The organism is Salipiger sp. PrR002, assembly GCF_010500775.1.
Lineage (GTDB): Bacteria > Pseudomonadota > Alphaproteobacteria > Rhodobacterales > Rhodobacteraceae > Salipiger.
In genome coordinates this window covers 24,468-38,027 of record NZ_JAAGOU010000022.1, presented here as the reverse complement: position 1 = coordinate 38,027, position 13,560 = coordinate 24,468, and the positions used below count along the sequence as shown (strand labels likewise).

7 protein-coding genes are annotated in these 13,560 nt (G+C 66.0%); 2 read left to right on the top strand and 5 right to left on the bottom strand.

Going from position 1 to position 13,560, the window contains the following annotated elements; translation table 11 throughout:
• Positions 1-78 precede the first annotated feature (78 nt).
• The 4 genes from G0A00_RS18660 to G0A00_RS18645 form a co-directional block, all read right to left on the bottom strand.
• Positions 79-2,709, bottom strand: coding sequence for a glycosyltransferase (locus tag G0A00_RS18660; protein ID WP_164184345.1), 2,631 nt, complete (start codon positions 2,707-2,709; stop codon positions 79-81).
• A gap of 16 nt (positions 2,710-2,725) precedes the next feature.
• Complete coding sequence (gmd, locus tag G0A00_RS18655) at positions 2,726-3,739, bottom strand: GDP-mannose 4,6-dehydratase (protein WP_164184346.1); 1,014 nt, start codon at positions 3,737-3,739, stop codon at positions 2,726-2,728.
• A 227-nt stretch (positions 3,740-3,966) separates the two neighbouring features.
• A complete protein-coding gene (locus G0A00_RS18650; protein WP_164184347.1) occupies positions 3,967-4,836 on the bottom strand; it encodes a hypothetical protein in 870 nt (289 codons plus the stop codon).
• Positions 4,837-4,841: 5 nt separating this feature from the next.
• Positions 4,842-8,189, bottom strand: a complete 3,348-nt coding sequence (locus tag G0A00_RS18645; RefSeq protein WP_164184348.1) for a glycosyltransferase — start codon at positions 8,187-8,189, stop codon at positions 4,842-4,844.
• A gap of 211 nt (positions 8,190-8,400) precedes the next feature.
• Here G0A00_RS18645 and G0A00_RS18640 point away from each other — a divergent pair, with 211 nt between their 5' ends.
• Positions 8,401-10,659 (top strand): rhamnan synthesis F family protein, encoded by a 2,259-nt coding sequence (locus tag G0A00_RS18640; protein WP_164184349.1) that lies wholly within the window; start codon positions 8,401-8,403, stop codon positions 10,657-10,659.
• Positions 10,660-10,969: 310 nt separating this feature from the next.
• The gene (locus G0A00_RS18635; RefSeq protein WP_164184350.1) at positions 10,970-12,637 is read left to right on the top strand and encodes a hypothetical protein; all 1,668 of its coding nucleotides are present in this window, start codon (positions 10,970-10,972) and stop codon (positions 12,635-12,637) included.
• A 46-nt stretch (positions 12,638-12,683) separates the two neighbouring features.
• On the opposite strand, the gene rfbA is transcribed toward G0A00_RS18635, so the two are convergent.
• Positions 12,684-13,559 (bottom strand): glucose-1-phosphate thymidylyltransferase RfbA, encoded by an 876-nt coding sequence (gene rfbA / locus G0A00_RS18630; protein ID WP_164184351.1) that lies wholly within the window; start codon positions 13,557-13,559, stop codon positions 12,684-12,686.
• Position 13,560 lies beyond the last annotated feature (1 nt).

Here is a 13,560-nt window from a genome sequence, read left to right as displayed (position 1 = left end):
CCTCTTGAGCGGGCGAGTCCCGTTTTGGGTGCATTATAGGCACGCATCCCTACCGAGTAGGCGCGCGCGAAATGGGTGTCAGGACGCCATCTTACCGTTCATATCCGCGAGAATCTCGCGCAGCCGTCCGCCGTAGCGCTTGGCGATGGCCGGCGCCGAGAAGTTTTCCCGGATGTGGGTATAGGCCGCCTCGGCTTTGGCGGTGCGGGCCTGCGGGTCGTCATAGGCGGCGCGCAGCTGGCGCGCGGCGTCCTCGACCGATGGTTCCGCCCAGACCGAGCCAGGGCGCACGAAGATGTAATCGCCTTGGCGCAGTTCGGTCTCTTGGTAGTCCACCAGCCAGGTGGTTTCCTCCGAGCAGAAATCCATGTTGCCCGAATAGGCGGTGCAGATCACCGGCACTTTCAGCGCCATGGCCTCGATCATCCCGAAGCCCCAGCCCTCGGATTTGTGCAGCGAGATATAGCAGTCCGAGCCGGCCTTGAGCTGCAGCAGGTCGCGGTAGCTCAGCGTCTCGTTCATCACCACGATGCGCGGATCGCTGGAGATGATCGCGTCGACGCGGTCCCAGAGGTTCACTTGCACCGGGTCGAACACGCTGTCGCGGTTCTGCGTCTTCACCACCAGCCGAGCGTTCGGCACGCCCTCGAAGGCCTTTTGGAAGGCCTTGAGCACCGAGACCGGGTTCTTGCGCTGCACGAAGGAGAAACTGTCGAAGGCCACGAGGCAGACGTAGTGGCTGTCGTCGAAGCGGAAGCGGCGGTTGACGAAGCCGCGGGCGGCCTCGCGGGTGATGTCGGGGTGTTCCTCGTAGCACATGCCGACGTTGACCACCGGCTTGCCCTTGGCGTCGGGCTTGTACATCTCGACGCCGTATTCGGTGGACACCCAGATCTCGTCGAGCAACTCCATGCCGAGGTAGTGGCAGTATGCGGGCTTATCGAGTTCCCAGAAGAAGTAGCCGATGTTGTAGGCGTTCGAGAAGACATCGGGCTGATAGGCGAAGGCCAGCGGCGTCGATTCCGCGTTGAGGTGAATCATGTTGATCTTCGCCGGGCCGTATTCCTCGATCAGCGTCTCCGAGGAGAAGCCCTCCGGCGCCGGGTTGTCGAGGTCGAAATCGACGCCGCGCACGTTCAGCCCGGTCTCGCGCAGGATCGCCGCCGAGAGGCGCGTGGCCTGACCGAGGCCCGAGGCCTTGGCGAGCGGGCCGATGAGCTGCACGTCCACTTCCTCGCGGTCGGGGCGCGGGATCGGCAGCGCGGCGGCCTCGAAACGGTTGCCCTCATGGTCGCGGGTCAGGAAGGAATAGCTGTCGAGATCGAAGAACTTCTGGCGCAGCGCCGCGGCGAAATGGTCGCGCGGCAGGGCGATATGCTCGGGCGCGGCGGGGGCCTCGGCGGTCTCGCTCTCTGCCGCCTTGTCGAGCGCGGCCTCCTGCGCATGGCCGGCGGCGATCAGCCCGTTGACGAAGACCTCGAAGTCTGAGGCGCCGTTCTCGTTTTCGGGATTTTCTCTCAGCAGCGCGTTGATCTGCGTGCGCGGCATGTAGCGCAGCAGGTCGGGACGGCGCGCGGCGCCGAGCAGCATCGACAGCATCAGCGTCTTGCGGCCCTCGGCGCTGCCCGGGTCGAGGAAGTGCAGCTTGGGGCTGTCGAGGAAGAAGCGCTCGGTGAAATAGCTTAGCGGGAAGGCGTCGAGCCGCCGCGAGGGGTGCACGCCGCGTAGCGCGTCAGCAAAACGGTCGGGGACGAGGCAATCCTCGAAATAGAGATGCGTGACGTCCTGATGGGCCCACCAGAACAGCACGTCCATGTAGTTGTCGCGGTCGTTGAGGTTGAGCTTGGCCATCAGGTCGGGCCGGGCCGACAGGCGCCACCAGATGATGCGACTGAGAGCAAAGCTCTGCCCGCCCATCACCAGCGGCGTGTTGAGGTAGTCGAGCTGCTCGGCCGAGAGCGGCGTGCGGCGCTTTTCCTGACCGCGGTAGGCGGTGAGATACCAGTAGAGGAAGCGGTCGGCGCTCTCGAGCCCTTTCTCCACCGCGTAATGCTCGTCCATCCGGTAGCGGTAGCGCACGTAGTCGAGATAGGCCGGCTGGCCGCTCTCGGGGATGTCGGGGACCAGAGGCTCCTTGGTGAACATCGTGCCGTGATGGGTGAAGGGCGGCTGCACCACCGGCGGCAGGGGCTCGGCTGCCTCGGGGGTGTCCTCGAGCAGGTCGAGTAGCGCCTCGAGGTCGTGCTTCAGCGCAAAGCGCGCACGGGTCACCACATCGGCGCCGATGCCGGGGTTGCTGGCGTCGGCGCGCAGCTCCAGCGTGCCGAGCTCGGCGGCACCGGCGCCCTCGGTGCGGATGCTGACCTTGCCGCCAGCGGCGACGATCTTTTGGTAGATAGCATCCGACAGGCCGAACTGGAAGCCGCACGCCGCCTCGCCACCGGTGGCGGCGCGCACGTCCTCACGGATCGCATCGGCGATGCCGGCGTCAAGCAATGTGTCGCCGGCATAGATCGCCACCGGCACCCGCCCCTTCTTGCTTTCGCGGTGGATCACCCAGCCGCGGATCACCCCCTCGTCGGACAGACCGTCCACATTGCCTCGGAAGGCGCCGTGGTACTGGTGGCCGTTGAGATCGAGCGGGCCTTTGAGCGCGCGGCGGGCAGCCGAGCGCAGCTTTCGGGTCAGCGGAGTGCCGGCGATGCTCATGGTGATGTCTCCCGGCTCAGGCGAGCGCGTCGTAGTCGGATTTCGCCATCATCGCGGCAAGGCCGCGGATGTCGGTCTTGGCTTCCCAGCCGAGCTTCTCGCGCGCCTTGGAGGCATCGCCGATCAGCAGGTCGACCTCGGCAGGACGGAAGAATTTGGGGTTCACCTTCATCACCAGCTTGCCACTCTTGCGGTCGGTGGCGGTCTCGTTCTCGCCCTCGCCTTCCCAGGCCAGATCCATGCCCAGCTCTTCGGCGGCGAAGGTGAAGAAGTCGCGGATGGTGGTGGTCACGCCGGTGGCCAGCACGTAATCGTCGGCGACGTCCTGCTGCAGCATGCGCCACATGCCCTCGACGTAATCGCCGGCAAAGCCCCAGTCGCGCTTGGCGTCCATGTTGCCGAGCTCGACCGCCGCGTCCCCGCCGTGCGCCAGTTGCGCCAGGCCGAGGGTGATCTTGCGGGTGACGAATTCCTTCCCGCGCAGCGGGCTTTCATGGTTGAACAGGATGCCCGAGCTGGCGTGCAGGCCAAAGCTCTCGCGGTAATTCATGGTGATGTAATGGCCGTAGACCTTGGCCACGCCATAGGGCGAGCGCGGGTAGAGACGGGTGGTCTCGCGCTGCGGAACCTCCTGCACGAGGCCGAACATCTCGGAGGTCGAGGCCTGATAGAAGCGGGCGTCGGGGCGCAGGGTGCGCAGCGTGTCGAGAATTTTCACCACCGCCATGCCGTCAACATCGGCGGTATAGACCGGCAGCTCCCAGGACGCGCCGACGAAGCTCTGCGCCGCGAGGTTGTAGAACTCGTCCATCTCGATTTTCTGGATGGTGCGGAAGATGTTGTTTTGCTCGGTCAGGTCGAACTCATGCAGCTCCACATCATCGGCGATCCCCAGCAGCTCCAGCCGGGTGGTCTCGGGCTGCGAGATGCGCCGCACGCCGCCATGCACCTTGTAGCCCTTCTCGAGCAGAAGCTTGGCGAGATAGGCGCCGTCCTGGCCGGTGATGCCGGTGATGAATGCTGTCTTCATAAGTTCCTGTCCTTGAAATTCTCGGTCCGGGGCGGCCCGCGCCGGCTCCTGATGTCCCTGTGACACAGCCTGTCGGCGTTGTGATAGTGGGCGGCCTGAGGAGGATCAAGCGCGCATGGTCGCACCCCGTCCCCGGTCTCACCGGGTGCTACATCGAGGGCACGGTTTATGGGCGTGTCATAAGCGGTTCTGCGGGTGTCTCCCGGAAGGGTTGTGGGGACGTTGCGTCAATCGCCAGAGCGCAGGCTGAGCCTCTGCAATTGCAGGCCCAGTTCCCGGGTGTCGGCGTTGATGCCCAGAGAGTGCGGCGACATGGTGTTGCGGATGACCAGCTCGAAACGGCGGTCACGTGCATCCGTCCAGTCGGGCAGGGGGCAGACCCAAGGTCCGGCGGTGTCGGAGGTGATGCGCCAGCTGGCCAATACGCTGCCTGCCTCGCGGAGGTCGATCTCCAGCGGTGGCTGCTCGGCCGAGCGTGGCAGCGTGTTGCCCTCGAAGACCAGTTCAGTGGCAGTACCGGGGGACAGATACCCGGGCAGATGCAGCACCGCGCTCGACCCCAGCGACCAGCTGCCCCCCGCCTCCGGCGGGGCCCAGCCCTCGACCAGTGCCGACGCGGCAGCGCCGGAGGTGGTGAACTCCAGCGGGAAGGCGATGTCCGGAGCGCCGGGCTGAATCTCGGTGACTGACAGGCCGAGCAGCCGCTCGTCGGGGCTGCGGCCGCTCAGGAAGGGGCTGCCAAGCTGATCAAGCTCTAGGCTGATCTCGCTGATCTCGGCCCCCGGCGCGTGGTGCGGCGTGTGCAGCAGCACCGCCACGGGTTCGGGAGTGGTGATCGTCAGGCTCACGGGTGCATGGCCGGGGCTTTCGGCGCGCAGTTGCCGGGGCCGGTTGGGCGCGGCGTCGAAAGCGCGCAGGCGCAGCAGCACCGGCACGGGGTCAGGATACTGCTCGGCCAAGACCAGCAGCCGGGCGAGCCTACTGCGCGACCAGGCCGCGCCTACTTCGGCGTGCCAGCCGCGGCCCAGCCGGATGCCGGGCGCCAGAGTGGGGCGTTCGAGCGGCGCTTCGAAGAGATTTTTGGGGGCGATCTGCATGGCGGTCACTCGGCTGAGGCGGAAAGGTCTTGGGGGGTGAGGGCGAGGTCCAGCACGCCAAGCCCGGCCAGCCCGCGCTCGTGTCCGAGGTGCAAATCGGCAGGGGTGGCCAGAGCGGTCGGTACGATCTCGAGAACCGCCGGTCCGGTCTGCAGGTCTGCGGCGTGCAGCGCCAGTGTGAGTTCGACCGGCTGGCTGTCGGTCCATGTGCACTCGGCCAACTGCCGCCCGTTCCAGAGGATGCGGGCGCCGGAGGGCGCTTGCGGAGAGGCCACGGGACGTAGGGTCAAGGCAAGCGTTTGCGGACCCGCGCCGGGCAGCAGCGGCACGAAGAGGGCAAATCGCGGATGCAGGCTGCCGACGCCCCAGCCGGGGGAAAACTGCAGCCCCGGAGCGACCACCTCGCGGTGAGGCTCGAGCGCGAAGTCGACCTCCTGCGGGTGCCGTCCTTCGCTCCAATGCGCCGATTGAGCCACGGCGGCGAGCGGGTTGTTCAGCGTCGGATCGAGCAGGCAGACCGAGACGAGGCCGATCCCCCGCGCCGCTGCGCTCTGCAGCGGCTCTTGGTCGGGGGGCGGTCGCGTCTCGGCGGTGGCATCGGGCATGGCCGGCAGCACGGGGAACTCGAGCGTGAGCGGCAGGCAGTCCTCGTCGTCGAGCGCGCTGGTTGGCACCCGGAGCATGAGATCGCGGGGCAGGCTGGCCCCTGTGATCGCGCTGTCGAAAAGGCAGGCCGGGCCGCTGCTGACGCGCAGGCGGGCGCGGCGCGTCTCGGGCAGGGTGCTGTGCAGATGCAGGTGCATGAGCAGATGATCCGGAGCGGCTGCCTCCTCTGCTCGGCGCAGCAGGCCATCGGCACGGACCCGGACCTCGGCGCGATCCGAGGCGGCCCAGCGGAGACCTTCTTCGGCCGGGTGCCAGCCCGCGCCGAACTGCAGCGCTTGCGGCGGTGCGTGAAAGCCCGCCGGGGCGGTTTCGCCGGCGCGTAGGTTGCGCGCCAGCCGCACCGGCTGCGGGGACAGGGCCAGTGCCGCCAGCGCGGTCGCAGGCTCTGCCCAGGTGCCCTGCGGCGTTTGGGTCAGCCGGGCGGGCGGAGTGTCGGCATGCGCCGAGAGGCGCGCTTGCCAGGCCGGCAGGTCGTCGGGGTCGAGTGCCTCCACGCCCGCGCGGGCGGCGCCAGTCAGTTCCGGGTCGGCCAGCGTCGGGATCTCGGCGACGAGGCACGGCGTGCCTTGTGCGAGGCTTTCGGTCACCGGCCAGTCCCAGCCTTCGCTCTGCGATGGGCACAGGGTGATCAGCGTATTGCGCAGCAGCCAGGCGAGATCGGCGCCTTCGGCCTCCAGCAGGTGCACGCGCCCGTCGAGCCGGGGATCACGGGCGATGCGCCCGGCCAGGTCTTCGCCGTCCGGCGCGATGCCGCCGGCGATCACCAAATGCAGATCTGGGTGCCACCCTTCGGCGGCAAAACGCGCCCAGATCCGGATCAGCAGATCAAGGTTGCCGCGCGTGCCGACCGCACCGGGCACCAGCGCGAAACGTTCCTCGGAGAAGCGGGCGGTCAGAGCCGGGTCAGGGGCGCCCTCGGGCACGGGCAGGGTAGGTAAGGGCAGGGCCGAGATCGCCTCGGCGCGCGGCGGCTCTGGCGCGCTCTGCAGCGCTTGGATCAGCTCGGCACGGGCGGCGGGCGAGGGGGTGACAAGCTGGTCGGCCAGCGTCGCGAGTCGGTGCAGCCGCGCAGCGTAGCCCTCGGCGTTTTCGGCACCAAAGAGATCGGGGCGCAGGCAGGGGCCGGCGTCTGCCGTGAGGGCGATCAGGGCGCCGCCGCTGAGGCCCTTGAGCGCCTCGAGCCCGCGCAGATGCGCCTCGTCACACCCCCAAGCGCCGCCGGCGACCAGCAGCGCGGTGCCTGGGGCGAGAGAGACGGGGGGCAGGCTGTGATCCGCAGCGGTACGCGCGGCATAGCGCTGCGCGTCGGCTGGGCTGAGAAAACTGTCTGGCAGATCGAGAAAGCAGCGCCTTACGGGACACCAGAAGATAGCTTTCGGCGGAGTATTCTGAGCGTGCAACGCCCGCGCCAGCGCCTCGGTGCTGCGTTGCACCTCGCGCGGCAGATCGGGGCGGGTGAGTGCGGTCAGATCGACCGCCCAGTGGTCGGCCTGCCGCAGCGGCCAGTGCGGCCTCTGCAGCGGTTTTACTGGCATCTCTTCGGCCTTTGCATAGGCTTGGGCGGTGGCCCGGGCATGGCTTGGCCAACTAAGTTCCTGCGCGACCCGGCGCTGCAGCGCTTCGGCGCGAGACGCAGCGTCCGCATCGGCGAGGGTGTCGCGCAGCGCGCTACGCAGGCTCTCGGGATCGCCGGGATCGCAGTAGCGCGCCAGATCGCCGAAGTACTCGCGCTCCGAAGAGCGGTCCGACAGGATCAGCGGCACGCCCGCCGCCGCCGCCTCGAGCGCGGCGAGCGAGGCGCCTTCGGCCCAGCTCGGCAGCACGAAGGCGCGGGCCCCGGCCAGCGCCGAGCGCAGCGTCTCGCCGCCGGGGGCGAGACGTCCGGGGCGGATCAGATTGGTACCGGCCTCTTGGCGGATTTGCGCGGCATAGGCCGGATCTCCCTCATGGCCGACCAGCGCCGGCCGCAGCGGCAGACCGCGCAGCGCGCGGACCAGCGCCAGCTGGTTTTTGCGCGGCTCTATGCGACCGACACAGATCACGTAGTCGGTGCTTTCGGCGCCCTGCAGGTAAGCCTCTCGGAAGGGCGCGGGATCGCCGCCCTGCCAGAGCGTCGCATCCACTGGGTTGTGCACGAGGCTGGCACGCGCGTCGGGCACCTCGGCGCCGATCTGTTCCAGCACTGCGCGCTCGGCTTCGCTGAGAAAGACCACATGGTCGGCCAGTGCCAGCATCTCGCGCACCATCGCGTGGTAGCCCGGCACGATCTCATGCTGCCGCCCGCGGCCCTGCAGGTGGCGCCGCATGGCGCTGCGTTCTTGTTCGGAGGCGCCGAGGGACCACGTAGGGCGCTCGGAGAAATCGAGGTAGATCGGCGAGAACACCACCCGCTTGCCCGCCGCCTTCAGCTGGCGCAGCGCCTGCAGCGCGCTGGTCGGTGGCCAGACATTGAACAGATGCACGTTATCCTCGGGGATATCCGATGGGCGCCGATAAAGCGCCGCCTGTGCCGGCACACCGATGTCGCGCAGTGCGGTAGCAGTGCGCGGCACCCGCACGCTAGGCCCGCCAAGTGTGCGGTCCTCCGAGCCGTGTAGCAGCAGGCGGACCGGGGGGACGACGGGGGGATTGTGCTCGCCGCCGGTAGTGTCGGAGCCGGGGTGCGGGCTGGAAGGGGAATGGGCCATGTTTGCCTTACGTCGGGAACAACTCCGGTCTTTCCCAAGGTTTTTGGCAGACACGAGACGAGGCGACAAGCCGGGTCGGGGGCGCTTGGCGCGTTGACGGGGGGCTAGGCGCGACCTAAGCAAGTGGCCGGGCCCGCTCAAGCGGGATCTGGCAAGCTGTCGCGGCGGAGCGCCGAGGCGGTCGATGAAGTGACACGGACGGAGACCTGTCTTGGCTTTGCTGCGCTCGCGTGACGAGAAATGTATTCGGAACAGTCGGTTTTTCGACGCGGGTTGGTATCGTCAGAGCTATGCGGACGTGCGGGGCGACGCCGCGCGGCACTACCTGAAGACAGGTGCCTTAGTCGGTTACGACCCGGGGCCGGAATTCAGCACCCAAGGCTATCTTGCGGCCAACCCCGATGTTGCGGCCGCCGGACTCAATCCGTTGCTGCACTACGAGCGGCATGGCCGCGCCGAGGGGCGCACGGGGCATGAGACCGGTGCGCTGCAGCCCGTTGCCGAGGCAGCCGCTGAGCCGACTCTGCCCACGCCCTGCTCGGATTACGCGGTGATCGTGCATGCGTTTCATCCCGGATGTTTCGACGACCTGCGCCGGGCGCTCGCAAATTTTCCTGAAACGGTGGACCGTTACGTTAGCTACCCGCGCGGCTCGCAGGCGCACTCCGAAGCGATAATTCGGGACGCTTTTCCTGGTGCGGTCCCCGTGGCAGTGGATAATCTTGGGCAAGACGTAGGTGCTTTTCTGCAAGTGTTGCAGCGGATCGGTCCGGGCAAATACGCGTTCTTTTGCAAGCTGCACAGCAAGGTCGGTGACAAGCTTCCCTCCATCTGGCGCGAGGCGCTGCTGCGCGGCACGGTCGGCAGCAGTGCGCGGGTAGCGCAGTTTGAGCAGCTATTCCGTATGCAGCCCGAGCTGATGCTGGGCGGTACGCGCGAGCTGTTCCTGCATGGTCCGAGCTATGTGATGGAAAACGGCGTGCAACTTGGGCGGCTCCTGGAGAAGGCTGGATTGTCGGGGGCTGCCTTGGACCAGGACTGGGGCTTCTTCGCGGGCACTTTCTTCTGGATGCGCGCTGCGGTGGCCGAGCAGCTGCTTGGGTGCATCGATCCGGCCGAATTCTCAGCTGGCAAGGTGCAGCGCGACGGCCAGCTTGCTCATGCCGGCGAGCGTCTCGCCGGGCTGTTGTCCCAGGCGATGGGCGGACAGGTGGCGCTGGCGTCCTGCCTTGATCTTTCGGCCGCGGTGGAGGTGCTGTCTGGCTTGCCGGACGAGAGCCCGCGCAGCTACGTGCCGATGATGCAGCTGCTGCAGTCGCTGCAGACCGGCTGGATTGGTCGCCGGGTCGAGGCGATGGTCGCAGGACGGGAGCCGGGTTTGGGCTCTTCGCGGGTTTACGACGAGGCCTCTCGCGCGGTTGCGCAACGTGCGGACTACGCCATCATCACCCCGACTGGCGACCGACCAGAGGCATTTCGCCAGTGCATCCGGATGGTGGCGACGCAGACGGTACAGCCGCAGGAATGGATCGTGGTGGATGATGGCCGAATGCCCCTGCTCGAAAGGGTTTCGCTGCCCGACTGGGTCACCTACGTGCGCCGGGACCCGGCCCCAGACGATCCGCCGCACACGTTGTCCTGCAACGTGCTGGCAGCGCTGGAGCATGTCAGTGCCGACCGAGTGCTGATCGTTGAAGACGATGACTGGTACTCGCCCCTCTACGCTGAATTCATGCTGCCCTGGCTCGAATGCTACGATCTCGTCGGACTGAACCTGATCCGCTACTATCACTTGCAAGGCCGGGCTTGGAAACACGGTCATCCCCCGGCTCACACCGCCTTCGCGCAGAGCGCCTTTCGACGGGGGCATGCCTGGGAGCATTTGGCAGCGGTCTGCCGTACCGGATTTCCTGAGGTCCGGGAAAAAGGTGTGCTGGACCGCTACTGGTGGCATAGTTTCGAGGGTAAAAAGTACTTGGTGGATGCTCACCCCTGCCTACATCTGGGGTTGAAGGGTGGCTTTGGTCGGCCTGGGCTCGCCTCGGGGCACGACCGGGCGGAGGTGGATTACATTCCTGATCGCAATGGCGCATATATGGAGGTGGTGCTTGGGCCGGACGTCGTGCATTACGCTCGCTTCCGTAAACGTGTGTGCCGCCCTTTCGCCCTGTGCACGGTGGTTTCGGGACAGGGTGCCGCGCAGGAGCTTCCCGACCTGGGTCTGCCGTTTTTCGACTGCTACGTATTTTCCGATGTGAAGATGGCATTGCCTCCGCCATGGCAGCAGCTGCCGCTCGATTGGGATAAGGAGCGCACCCTCGACACTATGGCGCGGGGTAAGGCGTTGTCGCATAAAAACTTTCCAGATTATGAATGGACGGTATGGGTAACGCCGGAGGCGCTGAGCCGAGAGGATATAGGGCGGGCGGCGACAAAAGCGATAGCAGCAAAGATTGCTGTGCTGGAATGAGAAGACGGCGGGTGTGGCAGCGACTGTTGTGCCGCGACTGATGTCTCCGGCGGCTTCCTTGTGCTCTGGGCTGGCGACAATTGAAAGTTGGGCGACTCGGTGTGGGAGAGCAGAGGTATCGGTTCCGCATGCGATGGGAACAACGGGGGAGACCAAAGATGAAAGCGGCAATATGAGCAAGCAAGATCGTATTACTGGGCCAGACGCTCCAGTTCGGCAACTGGTCGTGGTCCTAGGGATGCACAGGTCCGGAACATCGGCGCTCGGTGGCATTCTTCATCATCTTGGATGCGGGATGCCGAAGTCCCCGATGCCGGCCAACGAGAACAATCCCAAGGGATATTTCGAGAGCTTACGGGTCTATCAATTCAACGATGAAGTCCTGCGGGTAGTGAAATCGAGCTGGCGCGACTGGCGGGAAATCAATCCCAGTTGGTTCGCGTCAGCGCAGGGGCAAGCCTATCTACACAAAGCGCGAGATGTCCTGATACACGAGTTTGGGGAGTTGCCGTTGGGAGTGCTGAAGGACCCACGCATTTGTCGCATGGTGCCGTTCTGGGCCGAGGCCGCGCGTATGGCCGGGTTCCAGTTTTTGCCTATTCTGGCCCATCGCAATCCGCTTGAAGTCGCCAAGTCGCTGAATACACGGGACGGCATAGATGCCTCGGAGGGGATGCTCGTTTGGCTGCGCCACGTACTTGATTCTGAAGCCGGTACGCGTGGTATGCCGCGCTGCACCACCAGCTATACGGCGGTGCTGCATAACTGGGTGCAGCAGGTCGCGACGATCCAAGACGGCCTAGGCGTGGTCTTTCCGGATTTCGATGACCGTAGCTCGATGGAGATCGAGGCGTTCCTTTCGCGTGGGCTGCGACATTTCGACGAAGTGCCTGAAAAAGTCATCGAGAACCCGGCGTTTTCGGCTTGGGTGCGTGAGGCCTACGAAATTCTCGAGCGTTGGGTGTACCAGAAGGAGACCAAGGGGGATCATAAACAGCTGGACCGGATCCGTGCTGAATTCAACGCGGCGGCTCCGGCCTTCGGACAGCTGGTCGGCGGCCCGGAGGACAACCGTTTCAGTCTATACACTCGGCTGGAGACCGTGCAGCAGGAGGTCGCCGCGGCCGAAGCCCGGGAGGTGGAATTGACCCAGCGGATCAACGTCGCTCGGCAGCAGCGGGAGGCGTTGCAGGAGGAACTCGCCGATGCACGGAGGAAGGTGTCGGAACTCGACGGCCGACTGGGTGAGGCGGAGGAGCGAAACGCTGAACTGTCGGAGCACGTAGAACGCGACGGCCGTCGCCTTACAGCACTGCAGAACGAACGCGATGGCCTGACCGGGCGGCTCAGGTCAATCGAGGACGAACTCGGGGACGTGCGCGCCGAACTGGCACGTAAGAACACGCAAATCGAGGAAATCGAGCAGTCCTGGCACCAATCACGCAATGACGTCTCTCAGATGCAGAGCGCTCTGGCGCAGCGCGGGCTGGAAGCAGAGCAGGCGGCGGAGCAAGCGAAGGTCGCGGAAGAGAAGCGTATCGCGGAAACCGACCGCGCTGAACGGCTCGAGTACGACTTAGGTAGGCTGCGGGCGGAGAAGAGTGTCCTTGAAGTCGCTCTTGAAGATACGCAGGCGCAGCATCGCGCCGCGCTGGCCGCGGAAACCGATCGCGGGCAAAAGAGAAATGACGTGCTGTCAGTGGAACTCGCCGAACTGCGCGACAGTTCGGCCCAAGATAGGGCCCTGATCGCCGAGCTCAGGGCGCGGGTCTCGATGGTCTCCACCGATCGCGCAAGCTTTCAGGCGGCGAGCCGAAAGCGCGAGGCGCAGTTAAGCGAAGCCCTAGCATCGCGCGAGGCGCATCTGCAGGAAGTGAGGCGCCTCTCCAAGGACCTGGAGGCGTTGCGTAATAGCACTTCTTGGCGGCTGACCGGGCCTGTTCGGGGGCTGCTGAACAGGCTGCGGGGCGCCCGCTAATGGCTTCCGAGCCGCGACGCAGAAACTGCGGAGTTTCTGCCGCGGGTCAACCCCGGAGTAGTCCCATAAGGTACCGCCCATAGTCGTTCTTGCGGAACTTCTCGGCGCGGGCCGCCAGTTGCTCGCGGTTGATCCAGCCCTGATCGAAGGCGATTTCCTCGGGGCAGCCGGCCTGCTGACCCTGACGCTTTTCCAGCGTGCGCACGAAGTTGCCGGCGTCCAGAAGCGAACCGTGGGTGCCGGTGTCGAGCCAGGCGTAGCCGCGGCCCATGCGTTTCACGTCGAGTAGGCCTTCGTGCAGATACATTTCCAGCAGCGTGGTGATCTCCAGCTCGCCACGCGGCGAGGGTTCGACCTTCTTGGCGCGCTCCGGTGCCGTGCCGTCGAGGAAGTAGAGGCCGGTGACCGCGTAGTTCGAGGGCGGCACCTCGGGTTTCTCGATGATCGAGGTGGCGCGGCCGTCGGCGTCGAAATCCACCACGCCGTAACGTTCGGGATCGGCAACCCGGTAGCCGAAAACGGTGCCACCGGTCTCGCGCGCATCGGCCTCTGCCATCATCTGCGGCAGCCCGTGGCCGTAGAAGATGTTGTCGCCCAGAACCAGCGCCGAGGGGGCGCCATCCAGAAAGTCTTCGGCCAGAAGATAGGCCTGTGCCAGCCCGTCGGGGCTGGGCTGGACCACATAGGTCAGCTCGATGCCCCATTGGCTGCCGTCGCCGAGCGTGCGTTTGAACTGTTCTTGGTCCTGCGGCGTGGTGATCAGGCAGATCTCGCGGATCCCGGCCAGCATCAGGGCGGTCAGCGGGTAGTAGATCATCGGCTTGTCGTAGACCGGCAGAAGCTGCTTCGACACACCCAGAGTGATGGGATAGAGCCGGGTTCCGGAGCCGCCTGCGAGGATGATACCTTTACGCTTGGTCATT

Coding starts and splice junctions, on each gene's coding strand:
- G0A00_RS18635 (WP_164184350.1), top strand. CDS start 10,970: ATGCCGGCCAACGAGAACAATCCCAAGGGATATTTCGAGAGCTTACGG.
- rfbA (WP_164184351.1), bottom strand. CDS start 13,559: ATGACCAAGCGTAAAGGTATCATCCTCGCAGGCGGCTCCGGAACCCGG.
- gmd (WP_164184346.1), bottom strand. CDS start 3,739: ATGAAGACAGCATTCATCACCGGCATCACCGGCCAGGACGGCGCCTAT.
- G0A00_RS18660 (WP_164184345.1), bottom strand. CDS start 2,709: ATGAGCATCGCCGGCACTCCGCTGACCCGAAAGCTGCGCTCGGCTGCC.
- G0A00_RS18645 (WP_164184348.1), bottom strand. CDS start 8,189: ATGGCCCATTCCCCTTCCAGCCCGCACCCCGGCTCCGACACTACCGGC.
- G0A00_RS18650 (WP_164184347.1), bottom strand. CDS start 4,836: ATGCAGATCGCCCCCAAAAATCTCTTCGAAGCGCCGCTCGAACGCCCC.